The sequence below is a fragment of the Dickeya sp. CFBP 2040 genome, assembly GCF_012273755.1.
Classification (GTDB): Bacteria; Pseudomonadota; Gammaproteobacteria; order Enterobacterales; family Enterobacteriaceae; genus Dickeya; species Dickeya poaceiphila.
Genome location: NZ_JAAVXH010000096.1, coordinates 141323 through 163821, shown reverse-complemented (window position 1 = coordinate 163821; position 22499 = coordinate 141323). Strand labels below are relative to the sequence as shown.

Below are 22499 nucleotides of genomic sequence, written 5' to 3'. Positions count from 1 at the left end.
TATATCAATTTAAGCAATGCATTTCCTGTCATATCATAATGACATTCTGAGTGGCGGTTAGTGCTTTAGCGCTGTCGTCCCGAACCTAATCCAAACACCCTATCAGATGGAGCACGCCTCAATGGCCAATTACTTCAATACACTGAACCTGCGTCAGCAGCTGGCACAACTGGGCAAGTGCCGTTTTATGAACCGCGATGAATTCGCCGATGAAGCCAGCTACCTGAAAGGCAAGAAAGTGGTCATCGTGGGATGTGGCGCACAGGGTCTGAATCAGGGGCTGAACATGCGCGATTCCGGTCTGGACATCGCCTACGCACTGCGTGCCGAAGCCATCGCGGAAAAACGTGCCTCATGGCGCAAAGCGACTGAAAACGGTTTTAAAGTGGGCACCTATGAAGAGCTGATTCCGCAGGCGGACCTGGTGGTTAACCTGACGCCGGACAAACAGCACTCTTCTGTGGTGCAGGCGGTACAGCCGCTGATGAAACAAGGTGCCGCGCTGGGCTATTCCCACGGCTTCAACATCGTTGAAGTGGGCGAGCAGGTTCGTAAAGATCTCACTGTCGTCATGGTGGCGCCGAAGTGCCCTGGTACCGAAGTGCGTGAAGAATACAAACGTGGCTTCGGTGTACCGACGCTTATCGCCGTTCACCCGGAAAACGACCCGAAAGGCGAAGGCATGGCGATTGCCAAGGCTTGGGCGGCCGCAACCGGCGGTCATCGTGCAGGCGTGCTGGAGTCGTCTTTCGTCGCGGAAGTAAAATCCGACCTGATGGGCGAGCAGACCATTTTGTGCGGTATGTTGCAGGCAGGTTCTCTGCTGAGCTTCGACAAGCTGGTTGCTGATGGCGTTGACCCGGCTTACGCAGAAAAACTAATTCAGTTCGGCTGGGAAACCATCACCGAGGCGCTGAAACAAGGCGGTATCACCCTGATGATGGATCGTCTGTCCAACCCGGCTAAACTGCGTGCTTTCGCGTTGTCTGAACAGCTGAAAGGCATTATGGCGCCGCTGTTCCAGAAACACATGGACGATATTATCTCTGGCGCGTTCTCCAGCGGCATGATGGCTGACTGGGCTAACGACGACGTGAAACTGCTGACCTGGCGTGAAGAAACCGGCAAAACCGCGTTTGAAAACGCACCGCAGTTTGAAGGGAAAATTGCCGAGCAGGAATATTTCGACAACGGCGTGCTGATGATAGCAATGGTCAAAGCGGGTGTAGAACTGGCGTTTGAAACCATGGTCAGCTCTGGCATCATCGAAGAGTCTGCCTACTATGAGTCGCTGCACGAGCTGCCGCTGATTGCCAACACCATTGCTCGTAAACGTCTGTATGAAATGAACGTGGTAATCTCTGACACCGCGGAGTATGGTAACTATCTGTTTGCCAATGCTGCGGTTCCGCTGTTGAAAGGCGCGTTCATGGACAGCCTGCAGCCGGGCGATCTGGGCAAACCGGTCGCGGCGACCAGCGTGGATAACGCACAACTGCGTGACGTGAACGAAGCTATCCGCAACCACCCGATTGAAATCGTTGGTAAGAAACTGCGTGGCTACATGACCGACATGAAACGTATTGCTGTAGCTGGCTAAGGTCATCAGGACTCTCGCATATCAGAACGGGGCGCGGATTGCGCCCCGTTTTTTTTCTATTTATCAGCTATATAGGGAATGGGTCAGCTATGCAGGAAATCAAGGTGGTTAAGGCGTTTCCCTTCTCACTGTCGTGGTTAACGGTCACGGTTGCCGGGGCTTTCGTGCTGCTTTGGGCCTTTCTCTATTGGTCGGATGATGATTACACGCTGGTACGGCAATACCAGCTTGAAGATAACGTTACGGTGAATTTGTTTCAGCTTGAAAGTGGCGATTCAAGGGTAGGGTTTGTCTATCGGTATACTGTCAGCGTGAATGGTGGGGAAGCGAAAGAGGTGCTTAAAACTAACAGCCGTGATGCGGAAGTCCGTATGCAGGATGGCGTACTGGTGATAAACGTAGCCGGCGATGTGTATCGACTGGATAACCGTATTCGTCTTCACGGCGATTATGAAACATTGAAAACCCGCATTACCGTGACTCACCCATAGCATGGTTCGATGGTTCTAGTACGGCCCGATGGTTCGGGCCGTACTGCTGGTACATATTGCTGGCAGTGAATCAGGCGTCTGCCGGTGCAGATTTAAACTCCCGCTCAGCCTGATGGAAGCGCTCGGTGACGACAGTAGAGGGGGCACGCCCCAGCAGGCTTACCACCGCAATTGCAACGCAGGACAGCAGGAAACCGGGGATGATTTCATACAGATTCAGCCAGCCGTACTGCTTCCAGACGATCACGGTCGCGGCACCGACCAGCATACCCGCCAGCGCGCCATTGCGAGTCATGCGTGACCACAGCAATGAAATCAGAATAACCGGACCGAACGCCGCGCCGAAGCCGGCCCAGGCGTAACTGACCAGCCCCAGGACGCGGTTTTCGGGGTTGACTGCCAGCGCAATCGCTATCACCGATACCAGCAGCACCATGGCGCGACCAACCCACACCAGCTCTTTCTGGCTGGCATTTTTGCGCAGAAACGGTTTGTACAAATCTTCAGTAATGGCGCTGGAGCACACCAGTAACTGGCAACTGAGCGTACTCATTACTGCGGCCAGAATCGCGGACAGTAGCACGCCGGCAATCCACGGGTTAAACAGCAGACGCGCCAGTTCGATGAAGACGCGTTCACCGTTCTGAGTAACGTTGCCTGCCTGATCAGGATTGCCCGTGAAGTAGGCAATACCGAAGAACCCGACGGTGATAGCCCCCGCCAGACAAAGCACCATCCAGGTCATGCTGATGCGGCGTGCGTGGCGAATGGTGTGATGTGAGTCAGCGGCCATGAAGCGCGCCAGAATATGCGGCTGGCCGAAGTAGCCCAGTCCCCAACCCAGCAGCGACAGAATGGCGATAGCGTTCAGCCCTTTGAACATGTCCAGATTCGCCGGGCTTTTACCTTCGATCACCGCCAGTGATGGTGTAATACCACCGACAGACAGGATAACGATCACCGGCGTCAGGAGCAGCGCGAAAATCATCAGGCTGGCCTGTACGGTGTCAGTCCAACTGACGGCCAGATAGCCGCCGATAAAGGTATAGGCAATAGTGGCGGCGGCACCGGCCCACAGCGCGGTATCGTAGCTCATGCCAAACGTGCTTTCGAACAGACGCGCACCCGCTACAATGCCGGAAGCGCAATAAATAGTGAAGAACACCAAAATCACCAGCGCGGAAATCACCCGCAGCAGTTTGCTTTTATCTTCAAAGCGATGGCTGAAATAATCCGGCAGCGTCAGAGCATTATGGTTAACTTCGGTGTGTACCCGCAGGCGTCCGGCCACCCAGGTCCAGTTCAGATATGCACCGATGGTCAGGCCAATCGCTATCCAGCTTTCGGATATGCCAGACAAAAAGACCGCCCCCGGCAGCCCCATCAGCAGCCAGCCGCTCATGTCGGATGCCCCGGCGGACAACGCGGTGACCACGCTCCCCATGCGGCGGCCACCCAGAATATAGTCGCCAAAGTTATTGGTGGCGCGATAGGCCATCAGGCCGATCAACACCATCCCGAATATGTACACCAGAAAGGTGACCAGCAAGGGTGTGCTCATGGTCGTCATTGTTGTCTCCATTGTGATGCTATCCGTCAGTCCTGCGCTCCGGCGGGCCGGGCACTGTCCGGCTTGCCGGAACGGATTCGCGATTTAGTTGCTACGGGTTGCACCTTTCAACTGATGGTCGAGTCAACATCAGTACCAATCTGGCCTGATTTGCCGAAACAGCCGGCTGTCCTATCAGAGAAATGGGCGGCAAATATGGTGAAAAGCGTTGTTTGTTAACAAGGTTGCACAAAGTTGCAACATGCCCGATAGTGATTGTGCTTTCCAACATAACTTTCTTATAACAGGAGCGGATATGGGCACCACCACCATGGGCGTCAAGCTTGATGAGGCCACGCGCGAGCGCCTCAAAGCTGCGGCACAGCGAATTGATCGTACGCCGCACTGGCTGATTAAACAGGCCATTTTCAGCTATCTTGAACGCCTTGAACGTGGTGCCGATACGCCTGAAATTCCTCAACTGCTGGTCGGGCAGGACCCGATTGAGGCGGCAGAGATTATGCCGCAATCGCCACAAGAAGAAACCCACCAGCCGTTTTTGGACTTCGCTGAACAGGTGTTGCCGCAGTCGGTACTGCGTTCAGCGATTACCGCCGCGTACCGTCGGCCAGAAACGGAGATGGTGCCGATGCTGCTGGAGCAAGCGCGTATGCCGGAGGCGATGTCACGGGCCGCCAGCACGCTGGCGGCCCGTCTGGCGGCGGCGCTGCGTGGGCAAAAAAACAGCGGCGGTCGAGCCGGCATGGTGCAGAGCTTGTTGCAGGAGTTTTCGCTGTCATCGCAGGAAGGGGTGGCATTGATGTGTCTGGCGGAGGCACTGCTGCGCATTCCGGATAAGCCGACGCGGGATGCGCTGATTCGTGACAAAATCAGCACCGGCAACTGGCAATCGCACGTGGGTCGCAGTACATCGTTGTTCGTCAACGCTGCTGCCTGGGGGCTGCTGGTGACCGGCAAACTGGTTTCCACCCACAATGAATCCCATCTTTCCGGCGCGCTTAATCGCATCATTGGCAAAAGTGGCGAGCCGCTGGTGCGCAAAGGCGTGGATATGGCGATGCGGCTGATGGGCGAACAGTTCGTGACCGGCGAAACCATCGCCGAGGCACTGGCGAATGCCCGTAAGCTGGAAGCGCGAGGGTTCCGTTATTCCTACGATATGCTGGGTGAAGCGGCGCTGACCGCCGATGACGCCGAGGCGTATTTAGCGTCCTACCAACAGGCGATTCACGCCATCGGTAAGGCCGCCTGCGGGCGCGGCATTTACGAAGGTCCGGGTATTTCCATCAAACTGTCGGCGCTGCATCCGCGTTACAGCCGGGCACAGTACGAAAGGGTGATGGAAGAACTTTATCCACGCCTGTTATCGCTAACGCTGCTGGCGCAGCAATACGACATCGGTATTAACATTGATGCCGAAGAGGCGGACCGGCTGGAGCTGTCGCTCGATTTGCTGGAGCGCTTGTGTTTTGAACCCCGACTGGCGGGGTGGAACGGTATCGGTTTTGTGATTCAGGCTTACCAGAAACGTTGCCCGTTCGTGATTGATGCGATTATCGATCTGGCGCGTCGCAGTCAGCGGCGATTGATGATTCGGCTGGTGAAAGGCGCTTACTGGGACAGTGAAATCAAGCGCGCCCAACTGGATGGGCTGGAGGGCTACCCGGTCTATACCCGCAAGCTGTATACCGATGTCTCTTATCTGGCCTGCGCCCGGCGTCTGCTGGCGGTGCCGAACCTGATTTATCCACAGTTCGCCACTCATAATGCCCATACGCTCAGCGCCATCTATCATCTGGCGGGCAACAACTACTACCCAGGGCAGTATGAATTCCAGTGTCTGCATGGCATGGGGGAACCGCTGTATGAGCAGGTGGTGGGCGCGGTGGCGGACGGCAAACTCAACCGCCCGTGCCGGATTTACGCGCCGGTCGGTACCCATGAAACGCTGCTGGCCTATCTGGTGCGTCGCTTACTGGAAAATGGCGCCAACACCTCGTTTGTCAATCGAATTGCGGACCCGGCGGTGGCGCTGGAAACGCTGGTGGCTGACCCGGTCAGTGAAGCGGAGTTGCTGGCGTCGCGGGATGGGCAGGTCGGGTTGCCGCATCCACGCATTCCGTTGCCGCGTGCGTTGTATGGCAAAGCGCGGCGTAATGCCAGCGGATTGGATTTATCCAGCGAGCACCGGCTGGCGTCGCTCTCCAGTGCGTTGCTGACCAGCGCTGCCCGATCATGGCAGGCGCAGCCGGTGCTCGCTGTCGAAGGTGATGTCGGCGGCGACAGTCGGGCCGTGATCAATCCGGCTGAGCCGCGTGATGTGGTGGGGTATGTGCGCGATGCGCAACCGCAGGACATTGCGCTGGCGCTGGAACAGGCAGCCAGCGCAGGCGATATCTGGTTTGCCACGCCAGCGGCTGAACGGGCGGCGATTCTGTCGCGTGCCGCCGATCTGCTGGAAAACCAGCAACAGCAGTTGCTGGGGTTGCTGGTGCGCGAAGCGGGTAAAACGCTGGCGAATGCGGTTGCAGAAGTCCGTGAGGCGGTGGATTTCCTGCGCTATTACGCCGCTCAGGTGAGCGAAACGTTCAACAATCATGACTACCGTCCGCTGGGACCGGTGGTATGCATCAGTCCGTGGAATTTCCCCCTGGCGATTTTCACCGGTCAGATAGCAGCGGCGTTGGCGGCGGGCAACAGCGTGCTGGCCAAACCGGCGGAACAGACTCCGCTGATTGCCGCGCAAGCGGTACAGATACTGCATGAGGCTGGCGTGCCTGCGGGTGCATTGCAATTGCTGCCGGGAGCCGGTGAAACCGTAGGCGCGGCGCTGGTACGCGACGAGCGGGTTCGAGGGGTGATGTTTACCGGCTCTATCGCTGTTGCTACACAGTTGCAGCAAGTACTGGCCGGACGGCTCGATCCGCAAGGGCACACCACGCCGCTCATCGCTGAAACCGGCGGCATCAACGCGATGATTATCGATTCTTCGGCGCTGACTGAGCAGGTAGTGACGGATGTGTTGGTCTCGGCATTCGACAGCGCCGGTCAGCGTTGCTCTGCCCTGCGGCTGTTGTGCGTGCAGGAGGAAGTGGCGGAAAAAACGCTGACGATGCTGCGTGGTGCGATGGCGGAGTGTCGCATGGGCAATCCAGAGCGGCTTTCCACCGATATCGGGCCGTTGATCGATGCCGACGCAAAGCAGCGGATTACGCGCCATATTCAAACGCTGAGGGCGAAAGGGCGGCCAGTGTTTCAGGCTGCCTGGCCGAACAACCGGGACGAAGCGGAATGGACTCGTGGACATTTTATTCCGCCGACGCTTATCGAACTGGAGAGTGTGGAGGAGCTGCAACAGGAGGTATTTGGCCCGGTACTGCATGTGGTGCGCTATTCCCGTAGCCAGTTGGATAGAGTGATCCAGCAGATTAATGCGGCGGGTTACGGACTCACGCTGGGCTTGCATACCCGTATTGATGAAACCATCACACGAGTGACCGGTCTGGCGAAAGTGGGCAACCTGTATGTAAACCGTAATATGGTCGGGGCGGTGGTCGGCGTGCAGCCGTTTGGCGGCGAGGGGCTGTCTGGTACCGGACCTAAAGCGGGTGGGCCGCTCTATCTTCACCGTTTGCTGTCGCACCGCCCGGATGATGCGGCGATACAGACGCTGGCCCGTCAGGACAACGAGCGCCCGGCAGATTTCACCGCACATCAGATGCTGCTGGAGGGATTACGCGCGTTGGAAGTATGGGCGCGACAGACGCAGCGTAACGCACTGGTTTCATGCTGCCAGCGTTATGCCGGGCTGACGCAGAGTGGTACCGTTCGGGTATTGCCGGGTCCCACTGGCGAACGTGATACCTATACGCTGCTGCCGCGTGAGCAGGTGCTGTGCGTAGCAGATAACGACGATGACGCGCTGGTGCAACTGGCGGCGGTGCTGGCGGTGGGCAGTCGGGCGTTGTGGCTTGATACGCCGGCGCGGCAGGCGCTGTATCGGCAATTGCCTGAGCCGGTGCAGGCGCGGCTGGCGTTTTGTCGTGACGGAGTGACGGACGGCAGCCGGTTTGACGCGGTGATTTTCCACGGCGATGCCGATCAGTTGCGCCGCCTGTGCGAACAGTTAGCACAGCGTGACGGCGCCATTGTCGGCGTGCAAGGATTGTCCCGCGGGGAAACCGACATTGTGCTGGAGCGGTTGTTGATCGAGCGCTCGCTCAGTATTAACACCGCTGCCGCGGGCGGCAATGCCAGCCTGATGACGATTGGATAATGAAATCAGAGGTTGTTATCGGTGATTTATGTCGGAACTGTGGAAGGTTTCGTGCTTGATAACATCGGTTATTCTTTTGCAGCATCATCGCACGCACGACAAGGAGAGGCTCAACGCCGCCTCTCCTTGACCTCTGGCTAATGGCTAAACTGCGCCGCTACCGCGGTCCCTTCGGCGTTCGCCTTCGCTGTTCGGACCGCCTGTGACGTGCTCCCAGCACGGCACAGGCTTTCGCCGCGTCCATGCGGCTCATCCGGCGAAGTCGCCCACCTCAGCACAGTTTTAATGCCAGAAAGCACCCACCTGTAATGTAAGAGGGGGTGTTAACAGCCTAAAAACGGCATTCGCCGCCTCTACGCTCGTTAATTACGGTACAGCACCTTGATGATGTGATAGCCGAACTGGGTTTTGACCGGGCCGAAGGGTTTGAGCAGTTCGCAGGAAAACACCGCTTTGTCAAAATCCGGCACCATGTCGCCTTTACGGAATTCTCCCAAATCGCCGCCATTACGTTTTGACGGGCAGGTCGAGTGTTTTTTTGCTAACTGCTGGAAATCCGCTCCCTTCTCCAGTTGAGCCAGAATGTCGGTGGCCTGTTGTTCGGTATCCACCAGAATGTGTAATGCTGCCGCGGTATTTGCCATAGTTAAGCTCCTTGAGCAAAGGGAAAGCCGATGTTGCCAGGCACAGCCTAGCACCCCCTTGTGACGAAAGGAAATGCGGAGCGCGTTCCGAAGCGGGTAACAGATCCTCGCGCCGGCCCGGACTTTTGCTACAATCCTGTTCTGTTACAATCCCCTTCCGTTTGACTGTCGAGCACGAAACACCATGCGCATGAATCCCAGCCAGCAACACGCTGTTGAGTTTGTGACCGGTCCCTGTCTGGTACTGGCCGGGGCTGGGTCGGGTAAAACCCGCGTAATTACTCAGAAGATCGCCCATTTGATCCGTAGTTGCGGTTATCAGGCACGCCATATCGCTGCGGTGACCTTTACCAACAAGGCCGCGCGGGAGATGAAAGAGCGTGTGGCGCAGACGCTGGGTCGCCAGGAAACCCGTGGCTTGCTGATTGCGACTTTCCATACGCTGGGGCTGGAGATCATCAAGCGTGAATACGCCGCGCTGGGCATGAAGTCCAACTTTTCGCTGTTTGACGATCAGGATCAGTTGGCGCTACTAAAAGAACTGACCGAGCTGTGGCTGCAAAATGACAAGGATTTGCTGCAACAGCTCGTGTCAACGTTGTCCAACTGGAAAAACGACCTGATTGATCCGGCACAGGCGACGGCGTTGGCACGCTCGGAGCGGGACCGGTTGTTCGCTCATTGCTACCGGTTGTATGACGAGCATCTGCGCGCCTGCAATGTGCTGGATTTTGATGACCTGATCCTGCTGCCGACATTGCTGCTCAAACGCAATGAAGAGGTACGCGAGCGCTGGCAGAACCGCCTGCGTTATTTGCTGGTGGACGAATATCAGGACACCAACACCAGCCAGTACGAACTGGTGAAGCTGCTGGTGGGCAGCCGGGCGCGTTTTACCGTAGTCGGCGATGACGACCAGTCGATTTACTCCTGGCGCGGTGCTCGCCCACAGAATTTGTCACTGTTGCAGCAGGATTTTCCGCAGTTGCAGGTGATTAAGCTGGAACAGAATTACCGCTCATCCGGACGTATTCTCAAAGCCGCTAATATTCTCATCGCCAACAACCCGCACGTGTTCGAAAAGCGCCTGTATTCCGAGCTGGGTTATGGTGAAGAGCTAAAAATCATCACCGCCAATAACGAAGACCATGAGGCTGAGCGGGTAGTGGGCGAGTTGATTGCCCACCACTTTATCCGCAAAACCCAGTATGGCGACTACGCCATTCTTTATCGCGGCAACCACCAGTCCCGGTTGTTTGAAAAGGTGCTGATGCAAAACCGCATCCCTTATCGCATTTCCGGCGGTACGTCGTTTTTCTCTCGCCCGGAAATCAAAGACCTGCTGGCTTACTTGCGTGTGCTGACCAATCCGGAAGACGACAGTGCGTTTCTGCGCATCGTCAATACGCCAAAACGCGAAATTGGTCCTGCGACACTGCAAAAACTCGGCGAGTGGGCCAGACAGCGTAATCGCAGCCTGTTTAATGCCAGCTTTGACATGGGGCTAAGCCAGACCCTGAGCGGGCGTGGGCTGGAGTCGTTGCAACGTTTCACGCAGTGGATGGGCGGCATGGCCCAGCTGGCGGAGCAGGAGCCGGTGAAGGCAGTGCGTGATTTGCTTCACGGCCTGGATTATGAAAGCTGGTTGTACGAAACCTCGCCCAGCCCGAAGGCGGCGGAAATGCGCATGAAAAACGTCAATACGCTGTTTACCTGGATGACGGAAATGCTTGAAGGCAGTGACCTTGACGAACCGATGACGCTGACTCAGGTGGTAACCCGGTTTACCCTGCGCGATATGATGGAGCGCAACGAAGCCGAAGAAGAACTGGATCAGGTGCAATTGATGACGCTACACGCCTCCAAAGGGTTGGAGTTCCCGTACGTGTATCTGGTGGGGATGGAAGAAGGGTTGTTGCCGCATCAGACCAGTATCGATGAGGAGAATGTCGATGAGGAACGGCGTCTGGCTTATGTGGGCATTACCCGTGCACAGAAAGAACTGACGTTCACCCTGTGCCGCGAGCGGCGTCAATATGGCGAGTTGATACGCCCGGAGCCGAGCCGTTTTCTGCTGGAACTGCCGCAGGATGATGTGATTTGGGAAACAGAACGCAAAGTCACCAGTCCACAGGAGCGGATGCAGAAGGGGCAGAACCATTTGGCCAATTTACGCGCTCAACTGGCGAAGGCCAGAGATAAAAACTGACGGCAGAAAATACGCCGGGCGGTTAGCCCGGCGTGCGGATGACCCTTCTGTCAGGGAGTGACGATTTTGCCGTCCACGCTAACGTTTTTCACCTTACCGAATTTCCACGGCGATGTGCCACTGCACAGATTGCTGAACGTCAGGTTATTGAACTGACTGTCGGTCAGGTCGCTTATCGCGGTGGGCATCACACTGCTGAACTTGATGTTGCTGAAGGTGAACTGGCTTTGCCAGATGTTTTTGCCGTCGTCACCACTTATCTCAATGGCCGGGCTTGAGCCGATACCATCCTGCACAGTAACGTTCTTGACGGTGAAGTCATAGAAACGTGCAGGCACAGTGGCGGGAGTGTAGTCGATGGTACCGTTGTTGTCGGCGTAACTTAATGTCACGATAATGGCCTGCCTGGCAAGGTTTTTCATGGCGCTATTGCGGAATACGATGCCATGCGCGCCACCACCGATGGCGGGAGCGCTCTTGGCTCGCAAGCCAATGTCGTTCTGGTTAATTACGTTGTTTTCCGCCAGGACATCGATAATGCCTGCACCGGTGTGGCTGCCTAACACCACTGCGCCGTGCCCATGACGGAAATAGTTGTTGAATAGCCAGGCGTGTTGTGTCGGCTTCTGGTATTGCGCAGACTGGCCCATACCGGCGGCGAAATTGATGCTGTCGTCACCGGTATCAAACACGCTGTTGAATACCATAATGTTTTGGCTATTGCCAAATTCGACGCCGTCGCCATTGTTGGCATTGAAAGTCTGATGAATAACGCCGTTTTCCACCACATTTTGGCTTTCCAGGAACATCACGCCATGGTTGGCCGGGTTACGAATGGTGACATCAGCGATGTAGGCGTTTTTAACGCCGCGTAGGGTAATCAGGCTTGAACGGTGCTGGCTGTAGGCAGTTTTGGCGTCCATGCCGGTAGCGATAGCCGCTGCTACCTGGTTTTTCGCCAGAATGCCGTCTTTGCTAACCTTGCTGTTATCACTTTTTACGTACTGCGGCAGGTTTTTGCCCAGTTCGTCTTTAGCGTCAGCGCTACGCTGCCAGCCGTTGCCGTCGATAATCCCTTTGCCGGTGATGCGGATGTTCTGGAGTATCCCGACAGCAGAGCTGGTTTTATCGATGGCATTAATCAGCGAAGCCGGGCGCATCTGGGATGAGTAACTGTAAATCTTGTAGGTGTCGGGATAATCGGCCGAATTATCCGACCCTAACAGCGTCGCACCCTGCAACAGATTCAGCGTCATGTCGCTTTTCAGCCACAATGCACCGGTTTTGAAAACCCCTGCCGGGACGTCGATGCGGCAACCGGTTGAGCAGGCGTCAATCGCTTTCTGAATTGCGCTGGTATTGAGCGTGGTGCCGTCGCCTTTCGCGCCGTACTGAGTAATGGTGATCACTTTCGGTATAGCTGTGGTAGTGACAGTGACCGGGTTACTGTCAGCAGAGGTCGTGCCGTCGGCATACACTGCCCGAACAGTGAACTGGTAGTTGGTGTTGGCTTTCAAGCCGTCGATTTTGGCGTTTTGCATTACAATCCGGTGGTGAAAATTGGCTGTATCATTTTTGTAAAACGCATTGATGTATGGCTTAGCTGGCGAGTTTTTGTCGTTGTTTTGACTGGCTAGCCCGATGAGCTGGCCGTTCTGGTAAATCTGGTAGTCGGTGATGTTGGTCGTATCTTCCGGTGCGTCCCACGCCAGCACCACGCTGTGGTCATCATAAGACAATGTTGGAATCTGTAGTTTTTGTGGTGCCTGAACAGTGCTGGCCTCTGTCAGCGCTGGGATGCTGAGCAGGAATATCGACGTTATTGATGCCAGAACATGGCGTCGGGAAAATGTGATGATTTTCATCCGAATTCCTTAATTCTGTTGAAATCAGAGATCTGTACTTGAATCAGGTGCAACGCGACTTTAAAAAAAAGAAAAGGTTTTTTATAAAAACACATCTCATATTTCTTTTTTTCAACGTGCTCACAAAATTAGTCGAGGAAATAACAGAAAGGGGTAACTAATTGTTACCCCTTTTTGCTGTCAGATGGTGTGTTCTTCAATGATTAGTGGCCAGTGCACATAACTTTGCCACAGGCTCTCTTGCGACAGGGTTTCAGCTCTTAAGGGATGTTGGTCAAGCCAGCCGGTAGGTAGAATGACGCGCAAGCTTTCACCCTCTACCCGCAACCTGACTGCTGGCAGGGTGTCGTCGCGGCGGCGGCTGGCAAAGATGATTGCCAGACGCAGCAGACGGCAAAGCCGCTGCGCCAGATTAACCTGTAGCGCGTTTTGTTGTGTCAGCGGGATAGGATCGATGGTGTTGCTCTGGTTTTGCAGCAGTGTCGCCAGTAATTTTTTCTGGGCGGGAGTAAAGCCGGGCAGGTCGCTGTTGCGAACCAGATACGCTGCATGTAATGGTGCCTGACGAAAATCGACGCTCAGGCCGATTTCGTGAATCAGACAGACGCTGCCCAGTAATTCCCGACATCGGCCATCCAGTTGCCAATCACGCGCGACCTGTTGCAGGAAATTGTCCGCCAGCAACCTGACTCGCTGTGCTTGTTCGCTATCCAGCAGATAGCGGCGTTGCAGGTTTTGCAGCGTGCGGTGGCGAATGTCTTGCTCAATCGGCAAATGCAACATGCCGTAGACCAGCCCTTCGCGCAACGCGCCGCCTGCCAGCGTCATGGAGTCGATTTCCAGTTCCTGAAAGATGGCCAGCAGGATAGACAAGCCACTGGGAAACACCAGTGCCCGTTCCAGCGTCAGCCCTTCAATTTCAAGCTCTTCCAGTTTGCTGCACTGGATGGCGCGTTGCTTGAGTTGGCGCAGTTTGCTAAGGGTGATGTATTCGTCCATTCCCTGCGCCACCATGATTTCCTGTAGCGCCTGTACTGTGCCGGACGCGCCGACGCAAATCTGCCACCCTTGCTGGCGCAGAATGTCTTTCACCGGGCGTATCATCTCGCGGGCGGCCTGTTCAGCCTGATCAAAATGGGCCTGAGTCAGGTCACGATCAGCGAAATAGCGTTCCAGCCAGGTGACGCAGCCCATTGGCAGGCTGAATAACTGAGTATGACGGGCACCGATGCCGGTTGCCAGCTCGGTGCTGCCACCGCCGATATCCACTACCAGTCGTTGTTCCGGCCCGCCGGTGGTATGAGCGACACCCTGATAGATGAGTCGTGCTTCTTCTTCACCGCTGATAACCTGAATCGGCAGACCCAGAATCTGTTGGGCTCGTTCAAGGAATTCGTCAGCGTTAGTGGCCAGCCTCAGCGTTGCCGTCGCTACCACGCGAACCTGTTGCGCCGGAATATCCTGCAACCGTTCGGAAAATAGTGCCAGACAGTGCCAGCCGCGCTGCATTGCCTCTGGTGAGAGGCGGTTATTAGCATCCAGCCCGGCTGCCAGACGGACTTTGCGCTTGATGCGAGCCAGCGTTTGTACACTGCCCGCTACCTCACGCGCCACCAGCATATGAAAGCTATTGGACCCTAAATCGATAGCGGCATAAAAAGAAGAAGCGCTCAGCATTGGCAACTCAACCCGGTCGTTTTCGATTGCTGCGGGGCGCACCGCTACGGCGAGGCGCGCCGGGTCGGCGTGGGCCACCGCTGGAGCGCGGGCGGCTCAGACGTTTTGGCTCCGGCAGGTCAGCCAGCAAGGCTTCGCTGCTGTATTTGCTCACCGGAATACGGTGGCCGATATAATCTTCAATCGCTGGCAGATTCAGTGCGTACTCTTCGCAGGCCAGGCTAATGGAATAGCCGCTGGCGCCAGCACGACCGGTACGACCGATACGGTGTACGTAGTCTTCGCAATCATCAGGTAAGTCGTAGTTGAACACGTGGGTTACGGACGGAATATGCAGACCTCGCGCCGCCACATCGGTCGCCACCAGAATATCCAGATGACCCTGAGTGAACTCTTCGAGTATGCGCAGCCGCTTTTTCTGCGCCACATCGCCGGTCAGCAGGCCGACACGATGGCCGTCTGCGGCCAGATGGCCCCAGATGTCTTCACAACGGTGTTTTGTGTTGGCAAAGATGATGCAGCGATCTGGCCACTCTTCTTCGATCAACGTTTGCAGCAGCCGCATCTTCTCTTCATTGGAAGGATAAAACAGCTCTTCCTTGATGCGATGACCGGTTTTTTGCTCCGGTTCCACCTCGACGTATTCGGCGTTGTTCATCTGCTCAAACGCCAGTTCACGTACGCGGTAGGATAAGGTGGCGGAAAACAGCATGTTCAGACGTTGATTAGCCGGCGGCATACGGCGGAACAACCAGCGGATATCTTTGATAAAGCCAAGATCGTACATGCGATCAGCCTCATCCAGCACCACTACCTGAATAGCGCCCATATGGACATGGTTCTGCTTGGTGTAATCGATTAAACGACCGGTGGTACCGATAAGAATATCGACGCCGTCTTCCAGCACTTTTAGCTGCTTGTCGTAGCCGTCGCCACCGTAAGCTAGCCCCAGTCGCAGACCAGTCGCCTTCGCCAGTGCTTCGGCATCGGTATAGATCTGTACCGCCAGTTCACGGGTCGGCGCCATGATCAGTGCACGGGGTTGGTTGGTCTGGCGTTCGGCGGGGGCGGGGTGAGTCAGCAAATAATGAAATGTAGACGCCAGAAATGCCAGCGTCTTGCCTGTTCCGGTTTGCGCCTGGCCCGCCACGTCACGGCCTGACAGCGCCAGCGGTAATGCCAGCGCCTGAATGGGTGTGCAGTTATAAAAGCCTTTATTTTCAAGTGCTTCAATAACCTGCGGATGCAGTGCGAAGTCGGAAAACTTCTGTTCGGTTAAATGTGTTTTGCTCATAGCGTGGTAGAATATCAGTTAACTATTGCTTTACGAAAGCGTATCCAGTGAAATAAAGTCAACCTAATAGTTGGTTAATGCTACACCAATTGGGTAGAGATAATCCTGCGGAGTAAAACATGAGCGATAAAATTATTCATCTGACGGACGACAGCTTTGAGGTGGACGTATTGCAGTCCGGGCATGTGACACTGGTTGATTTCTGGGCTGACTGGTGTGGTCCTTGTAAAATGATTGCTCCGATTCTGGATGAGATCGCCGATGAGTATGATGGCAAACTGACGATTGCCAAACTTAACATTGATGAGAACCCGGCTACTGCGCCGAAATACGGTATCCGTGGTATCCCGACGCTGCTGCTGTTTAAGAATGGCGAAGTTGCCGCTACTAAAGTGGGCGCGCTGTCCAAAGGGCAATTGAAAGAGTTTCTGAACGCCAATCTGTAATTCGTCATACATTTAGTTCCCAGGCGGCAGCGGGATAGGGTAATGAGATTTTCTCATTCTGACCGCTGGACGCCTACCGGGAAGCGTGCTAGATTCGTTAATACTGCACATCGTACTTACCTTATAGTTTGATCCTTAGGCTTGAGCCTGAAGTTAGAATCTAAAGTTTTATCCCATGCTAGGCTCGGAAATTATTAATTTTCAGCATGTTAGCTTCCGGTCCGGCAATCTGACAGTTTTTACGTTAAATTAGTTTTGCGGTGTCTTCGACCTCTTGCCATGTGTGTGCCTCGTATCAGTGCGATTCGGCCTGAGCGGCACAATGTCTGGTGATTGAAGGCGGTTAAGCGGCATGGATGTTCCTGCCATACCATTCACGTTAATAGTTCGAGATTTACCCCGAGTTTAAGAACCCACCATTATGAATCTTACCGAATTAAAAAATACGCCAGTATCTGAGTTGATTACTCTTGGCGAGAATATGGGGCTGGAGAATCTGGCTCGTATGCGTAAACAGGATATTATTTTCGCTATCCTTAAGCAGCACGCAAAAAGTGGTGAAGACATCTTTGGCGATGGCGTACTGGAAATATTGCAGGATGGTTTTGGTTTCCTCCGTTCCGCAGACAGTTCCTACCTCGCCGGCCCTGATGATATCTACGTTTCCCCTAGCCAAATCCGACGCTTCAACCTCCGCACTGGCGATACTATTTCCGGTAAGATTCGTCCTCCGAAAGAGGGTGAGCGCTATTTTGCACTGCTGAAGGTCAACGAAGTCAACTACGACAAACCGGAAAATGCCCGTAGCAAAATCCTGTTTGAAAACCTGACGCCGCTACATGCTAATTCGCGTCTGCGTATGGAGCGCGGTAACGGCTCTACTGAAGACCTGACGGCTCGTGTGCTGGATCTGGCTGCGCCGATTGGTCGTGGACAGCGTGGTTTGATCGTGGCACCGCCGAAAGCCGGTAAAACCATGTTGCTGCAAAATATCGCTCAAAGCATCGCTTACAACCATCCTGATTGCGTATTGATGGTGCTGCTGATTGACGAACGTCCGGAAGAAGTGACGGAAATGCAGCGTTTGGTGAAAGGGGAAGTGGTGGCGTCAACCTTTGACGAACCGGCTTCTCGCCATGTTCAGGTTGCCGAAATGGTGATCGAGAAAGCCAAACGTCTGGTTGAGCACAAGAAGGACGTCATTATCCTGCTGGACTCTATCACTCGTCTGGCGCGTGCTTACAACACCGTGGTACCGGCGTCCGGCAAGGTGCTGACCGGGGGGGTTGACGCTAACGCCCTGCATCGTCCGAAGCGTTTCTTCGGTGCGGCCCGTAACGTCGAAGAAGGCGGCAGCCTGACTATCATCGCCACCGCGCTTATCGATACCGGTTCGAAGATGGACGAAGTGATTTACGAAGAGTTCAAGGGCACCGGTAATATGGAATTGCACCTGTCTCGTAAGATTGCAGAGAAACGAGTGTTCCCAGCCATCGACTACAATCGTTCTGGTACTCGTAAGGAAGAGCTGTTGACCACGTCTGAAGAGCTGCAGAAGATGTGGATTCTGCGCAAGATCATCCATCCGATGGGTGAGATCGATGCGATGGAGTTCCTTATCAACAAGCTGGCGATGACCAAAACCAACGACGAGTTCTTCGATATGATGAAACGCTCGTAATAGGTTGTGTCATACAAGAAAACGCCACGATATCGTGGCGTTTTGCGTTGTCAGCCCGGTATGCGGTAGTTGGCATTTTCGAACACACAGCCCTCTTTGAGAGCTGAGCTGTATAATGGTTTTGTTGCTCGGATGTGCAAGAACTTTCTGAAAATTTTGGTAAATTGACGCCGATAGGCTCAATTACCGGTAGTATTATCAGGCGCTGATAAATGTGTTATGAATCATGATGGGTGCCCAATTAGTCGCCGTATTCCTGTGCTCTGTCTTACTCACTGCTGATGGTTGGCGGTGTCTCTGTCTACATCTGCGTTTGCCTGCTATTGTTCCTGGTTTACCTTATATGCGCGGATGCGTTGGTTAGCACGCTGGATCGCTTTGATACCAGTATTGGTGTGTAGGTAGCGTTACTATCGAAGTCATCGCTATTGTTGATAAACCGAAATTGTGAATAAACCAAATAGGAAAACTTCATGAAACGGGAAACACTCCCTCAGGCGATGCCGCTGGATGATGAACTGGATGTTCGCCTGCTTTGTCAGGTGCTCTGGCAGGGAAAAGTTTGGGTTGTCGGTTTTGCGGTGCTATTTGCGCTGCTGGCGTTGGTTTATTCCTGGTTGGTACAGCCGGTGTGGCGTACCAGCGCGGTTACCGATAAACCGGCGGCAGCCATGTTGTCGTCGTTCTTTGAACAGCAACAGTGGCTACATTCGCTGGATGCGTCGGCTACCATGCCTGATGGTAACGCGATTGTGGAAGATGCCTATAATGAATTCACGATGCAGGCCGCCGCTTACGATACCCGGCGTGAGTTCTGGCTACAGTCGCCTTATTACCGCGAACATCGCAAAGGCGACGACAAGGCGGATGCCATTTTGCTGGATTCTCTGATCGACGATATTCAGTTTATGCCGCGTGATGTTGCAAAAAAAACCAACGATACCCTCAAATTGGCCGCTGATAATCCGCAAGATGCCAGTAATCTGTTACGGCAATATGTGCAATTCGCTAACCAGCGTGCCGTTAATCACCTCAATCAGAATCTGGCTGGAAACTGGGCGGCGCGTATCCGATTTGAGCGTACTTTGCTGCAACGAGAAGAGACGATTGCGCGTGCTGCTTATGATCAGGAGCTAAAGCGTGTGACACAAGCGCTCGCCACTGCCCGCCAGCAAGGGATTACGGAGCCAAAGGGCGAGGAGTTGTCTGATTCGGCGCTGTTTTTGCAGGGGGATTCCTGGTTACAGGCGCGTCTGGATATGTTGAAGGCAAATGGGCCGGAATTTGACGCCGATTACGCGCCACGTCAGTCGGTTCTGTCGATGCTGGAAGCCGGTCCGGTGCTGGCAGACCGCTTTCAGACGTACCGCTATCTGCATACGCCGGAAGAGCCGGTTCAGCGCGACAGTCCGCGCCGCGGTTTTCTGGTGCTGATGGGGAGCTTCATTGGCCTGCTGGTGGGTGCTGGTCTGGTGCTGGTGCGTCGCTCCATCTGAGTGACCAACAGGTTGATAGCAATTTGGGTCAGTAATACATTTTTACCGTGGCGGCAAACCGGAATTAAAGAGAGTCACCAGTGAAAGTCTTGACGGTTTTTGGCACTCGCCCTGAAGCGATAAAAATGGCGCCCATAATAAGGGCGATGGCTCAGGATGCTTTCTTTGAATCCCGCGTTTGTGTGACAGCACAGCACCGTGACATGCTTGATCAGGTGCTGAGCCTGTTTGAGATTATGCCGGACTACGACCTCAATATAATGCAGCCGGATCAGGGGTTGGTGGAGATTTCTTCACGTATTCTCTCTGGTCTGGGGTCGGTGTTGACCCAGTTCCAGCCTGACCTGCTGCTGGTGCATGGCGATACCACCACCACCCTGATGGCGAGTCTGGCGGCGTTCTACCATCGTATTCCGGTTGCCCATGTCGAAGCCGGACTACGTACCGGCAAGCTGACATCCCCCTGGCCGGAAGAGGCTAATCGTCTACTGACCGGGCATATAGCTACCTATCACTTTGCACCAACGATCACGGCGCGGCAGAATTTGCGGCGGGAACAGGTTCCGGCTTCCCGTATCTGGGTAACAGGCAATTCGGTGATTGACGCCTTGTTCTGGGTTCGGGATCGGATTACTCATGATCGTGAATTGCACGCGCAATTGCAGGAGAAGTACGCCTTTCTGGAACCGGAACGAAAAATAATTTTGGTTACCAGCCATCGGCGGGAGAGCTTTGGCACGGGGATGGAACGAATTTGTCACGCGCTGGCGGTACTCGCTCAACATCATCCGGATATCCAAATTGTCTATCCGGTACACCGAAATCCCAACGTGCTGGAGCCGGTTCAACGTATTCTCAGCGGCATTGATAACGTGTTTTTGATAACGCCGCAGGACTATTTGCCTTTTGTCTATCTGATGCATCGCGCCTGGCTGATCCTGACGGATTCCGGGGGAATTCAGGAAGAGGCGCCTTCGCTCGGAAAACCTGTGCTGGTGATGCGCGAGACTACCGAAAGGCCGGAAGCGCTGGCCGCAGGTACCGTGCGGCTGGTGGGAACCGATACTGCGACTATCATCCGAGAGGTTTCCCGCCTGCTGGCAGATGCGTCTATTTATCAGGCAATGAGCTATGCGCATAACCCCTATGGCGACGGGTTAGCCAGCCAGCGAATTCTTTCTGTTTTGAAAAACACCGGGTAACTGCATGAGTTTTAATCGTATCTGTGTGGTGGGCCTGGGGTATATCGGCCTGCCGACTGCCGCATTGTTGGCATCACGGCAACAACCTGTTTTTGGTGTGGATGTGAACCCGCACGTGGTGGAGACCATCAACCAGGGCCATACTCATATTACAGAGCCGGGCCTGGCACAGACGGTGCAACTGGCGGTGGCGCAAGGGTATTTACAGGTCGGCACTCATCCGGTGTCGGCGCAGGCGTTTCTCATCGCGGTGCCGACCCCGTTAAAAGCGGGCCATCAGCCGGACATCTCGTTTGTTGAAACGGCTGCTTTGTCACTGGCGTCGGTGTTAAAACCGGGAGATGTGGTGATTCTTGAATCGACTTCGCCGGTCGGCACCACAGAGCAGATGGCAGCCTGGCTGGCGCAAGCGCGCCCGGATCTGAGTTTTCCCCAGCAGGTGGGTGAAGCGTCGGATATTTGTATTGCCTATTGTCCGGAACGGGTGTTGCCTGGCCGTATCATGGAGGAGCTGCTCAGTCAGGAGCGGGTGATAGGCGGGATGACGCCGCGTTGCGCAGCGCGGGCCAGCGAGTTGTATCGCCTTTTCCTTGATAGTGACTGTGTGATGACCGATGTGCGCACCGCAGAGATGTGCAAGTTGACAGAAAACAGCTTTAGGGATGTGAATATTGCGTTCGCCAATGAATTGTCGCTGATTTGTGCCGAACAACATATTGATGTGTGGACGCTGATTCGGCTGGCTAATCGCCATCCGCGCGTCGATATTTTGCAGCCGGGACCGGGAGTCGGCGGCCACTGCATCGCGGTTGACCCGTGGTTTATCGTGTCTCAGTACCCGCAACAGGCACGCCTGATTCGTACTGCCCGCGAGGTGAATGATGCCAAACCACGCTGGGTGATGGAGCGGGTGAAGATTATGGTGGCAGAGGCGTTGGCGCAGGGGGGAAATCGTGCTCGTGAACTGCGCATCGCCTGTCTGGGGCTGGCATTCAAGCCTGATGTGGAAGATCTTCGCGGAAGTCCGGCGCTGGCGATTGCGGAACAGATTGCCGAATGGCATGTCGGGATTACCTGGGTCGTTGAGCCGAATATCCGGCAGTTGCCGCCTGGGTTACAGGTAAAAGCGAGGTTAGTGAATATTGATCTCGCGCTGAGTGAAGCGGATATGTTGGTGCTGCTGGTGGATCACCGGCAGTTCAGGGCGCTTGCCCCTGAACAGGTAGCGCAACGTTGGGTGGTGGACACCAAAGGCGTCTGGCGGTGAAGCGGCGTCGGTGACCTCTGTTGATTCGGCGTTAACCGGAGTGACCTATGCCTGTGAGTGCTGAGATGTGTGCGGAAATTGAACCTCTGGTATGGGAAAGTGATTTTTTCCAGCGTATCAGTGGAAGGTTGAGTTTCACCGATACCGCACCGCCGTTAACCTTTACTGAGCTGGATCGCTATGAGTTATGTCAGGCTAAACTGGCGGCAGACGATTTGGTGACGGCAGATGCACTGTTTGCGCTGGGGTTCCGGCTGGCGGAAGGCGAGGTGGATTTCAGTATGCCGGTTGTCCCTGCTGCCAGGGCGGTGTTTGCCGTTGGCGTTCGGGAGGCTGAAGTCGGCGATATCCCGGCGCTGCGTGCGGCGGCGGCAAAAAGTTTTGTGCTGAGCCGGTTTCGGGCGCCGTGGTATCGACCGGATGATTGTGGCCGTTTTTACGCTCGTTGGGTAGAGAAAGCGGTATACGGCACCTTTGATGACGCTTGTCTGGTGCTGGGGGTACAAGGTGGGCCGCTGCAAGGGTTTGTCACTTTACGCCAGACATCGCCAAACTCGGCGCGCATCGGCGTGTTGTCCGCCTGGCCGGGTATGACCGGGCAGGGAATTGGGCAACGGTTGATGCAGGTGGCGCGGGTCTGGTGCCAGCAACGTGGTATTCGCCGGCTGACGGTGGCGACGCAGACCAGTAATCTGGCGGCTTTACGGCTCTATCTGCGCAGCGGCGCACGGGTGGAGAGCACCGCCTACTGGTTTTATCGATGAAGGTTTGCAGGTGACGA

The 22499-nt window shown here is 55.0% G+C and carries 15 protein-coding genes; 10 read left to right on the top strand and 5 right to left on the bottom strand.

The window, feature by feature from the left end; all coding sequences use genetic code 11:
- Nucleotides 1-121 precede the first annotated feature (121 nt).
- Both ilvC and Dpoa2040_RS15295 read left to right on the top strand, forming a co-directional pair.
- Entirely contained in the window at nucleotides 122-1600 is a 1479-nt protein-coding gene (gene ilvC / locus Dpoa2040_RS15300) for a ketol-acid reductoisomerase (RefSeq protein WP_168641807.1), read from the top strand.
- A gap of 89 nt (nucleotides 1601-1689) precedes the next feature.
- The gene (locus tag Dpoa2040_RS15295; RefSeq protein ID WP_168641806.1) at nucleotides 1690-2091 is read left to right on the top strand and encodes a hypothetical protein; all 402 of its coding nucleotides are present in this window, start codon (nucleotides 1690-1692) and stop codon (nucleotides 2089-2091) included.
- A 70-nt stretch (nucleotides 2092-2161) separates the two neighbouring features.
- Here the strand turns inward: Dpoa2040_RS15295 and putP are convergent, their stop codons facing one another.
- A complete protein-coding gene (gene putP, locus Dpoa2040_RS15290) occupies nucleotides 2162-3661 on the bottom strand; it encodes a sodium/proline symporter PutP (RefSeq protein ID WP_168641805.1) in 1500 nt (499 codons plus the stop codon).
- A gap of 295 nt (nucleotides 3662-3956) precedes the next feature.
- Here putP and putA point away from each other — a divergent pair, with 295 nt between their 5' ends.
- A complete protein-coding gene (gene putA / locus Dpoa2040_RS15285; RefSeq protein ID WP_168641804.1) occupies nucleotides 3957-7937 on the top strand; it encodes a trifunctional transcriptional regulator/proline dehydrogenase/L-glutamate gamma-semialdehyde dehydrogenase in 3981 nt (1326 codons plus the stop codon).
- Nucleotides 7938-8299: 362 nt separating this feature from the next.
- On the opposite strand, the gene ppiC is transcribed toward putA, so the two are convergent.
- Nucleotides 8300-8581: a peptidylprolyl isomerase PpiC gene (gene ppiC, locus Dpoa2040_RS15280; RefSeq protein WP_012767933.1), complete on the bottom strand. Its 282-nt coding sequence runs from the start codon at nucleotides 8579-8581 to the stop codon at nucleotides 8300-8302.
- Nucleotides 8582-8765: 184 nt separating this feature from the next.
- On the opposite strand from ppiC, the gene rep reads away from it, so the two are divergent.
- Nucleotides 8766-10790, top strand: coding sequence for a DNA helicase Rep (rep, locus tag Dpoa2040_RS15275; protein ID WP_168641803.1), 2025 nt, complete (start codon nucleotides 8766-8768; stop codon nucleotides 10788-10790).
- Nucleotides 10791-10840: 50 nt separating this feature from the next.
- Here rep and Dpoa2040_RS15270 read toward each other — a convergent pair whose 3' ends face one another.
- The 3 genes from Dpoa2040_RS15270 to rhlB all read right to left on the bottom strand — a co-directional run bounded on the left by Dpoa2040_RS15270 (nucleotide 10841) and on the right by rhlB (nucleotide 15626).
- Nucleotides 10841-12655 carry a glycosyl hydrolase family 28 protein gene (locus Dpoa2040_RS15270; protein WP_168641802.1) on the bottom strand — a complete coding sequence of 605 codons (1815 nt, stop codon included), beginning with the start codon at nucleotides 12653-12655 and terminating at the stop codon, nucleotides 10841-10843.
- A 180-nt stretch (nucleotides 12656-12835) separates the two neighbouring features.
- Nucleotides 12836-14332 (bottom strand): exopolyphosphatase, encoded by a 1497-nt coding sequence (gene ppx / locus Dpoa2040_RS15265; protein ID WP_042873327.1) that lies wholly within the window; start codon nucleotides 14330-14332, stop codon nucleotides 12836-12838.
- A gap of 7 nt (nucleotides 14333-14339) precedes the next feature.
- Nucleotides 14340-15626, bottom strand: coding sequence for an ATP-dependent RNA helicase RhlB (gene rhlB / locus Dpoa2040_RS15260; RefSeq protein WP_042873325.1), 1287 nt, complete (start codon nucleotides 15624-15626; stop codon nucleotides 14340-14342).
- 119 nt (nucleotides 15627-15745) lie between these two features.
- Here rhlB and trxA point away from each other — a divergent pair, with 119 nt between their 5' ends.
- The 6 genes from trxA (at nucleotide 15746) to rffC (ending at nucleotide 22482) form a co-directional block, all read left to right on the top strand.
- Nucleotides 15746-16072 carry a thioredoxin TrxA gene (trxA, locus tag Dpoa2040_RS15255; protein WP_042873324.1) on the top strand — a complete coding sequence of 109 codons (327 nt, stop codon included), beginning with the start codon at nucleotides 15746-15748 and terminating at the stop codon, nucleotides 16070-16072.
- Nucleotides 16073-16493: 421 nt separating this feature from the next.
- Entirely contained in the window at nucleotides 16494-17753 is a 1260-nt protein-coding gene (gene rho, locus Dpoa2040_RS15250) for a transcription termination factor Rho (protein WP_042873323.1), read from the top strand.
- 473 nt (nucleotides 17754-18226) lie between these two features.
- A complete protein-coding gene (wzzE, locus tag Dpoa2040_RS15245) occupies nucleotides 18227-19249 on the top strand; it encodes an ECA polysaccharide chain length modulation protein (RefSeq protein WP_168641801.1) in 1023 nt (340 codons plus the stop codon).
- Nucleotides 19250-19329: 80 nt separating this feature from the next.
- The gene (wecB, locus tag Dpoa2040_RS15240) at nucleotides 19330-20451 is read left to right on the top strand and encodes a non-hydrolyzing UDP-N-acetylglucosamine 2-epimerase (RefSeq protein WP_168641800.1); all 1122 of its coding nucleotides are present in this window, start codon (nucleotides 19330-19332) and stop codon (nucleotides 20449-20451) included.
- Nucleotides 20452-20455: 4 nt separating this feature from the next.
- Nucleotides 20456-21718 (top strand): UDP-N-acetyl-D-mannosamine dehydrogenase, encoded by a 1263-nt coding sequence (gene wecC / locus Dpoa2040_RS15235; protein ID WP_168641799.1) that lies wholly within the window; start codon nucleotides 20456-20458, stop codon nucleotides 21716-21718.
- A 47-nt stretch (nucleotides 21719-21765) separates the two neighbouring features.
- On the top strand, nucleotides 21766-22482 hold the full coding sequence (rffC, locus tag Dpoa2040_RS15230; RefSeq protein WP_042873315.1) for a dTDP-4-amino-4,6-dideoxy-D-galactose acyltransferase: 717 nt from the start codon (nucleotides 21766-21768) through the stop codon (nucleotides 22480-22482).
- Nucleotides 22483-22499: the final 17 nt, after the last annotated feature.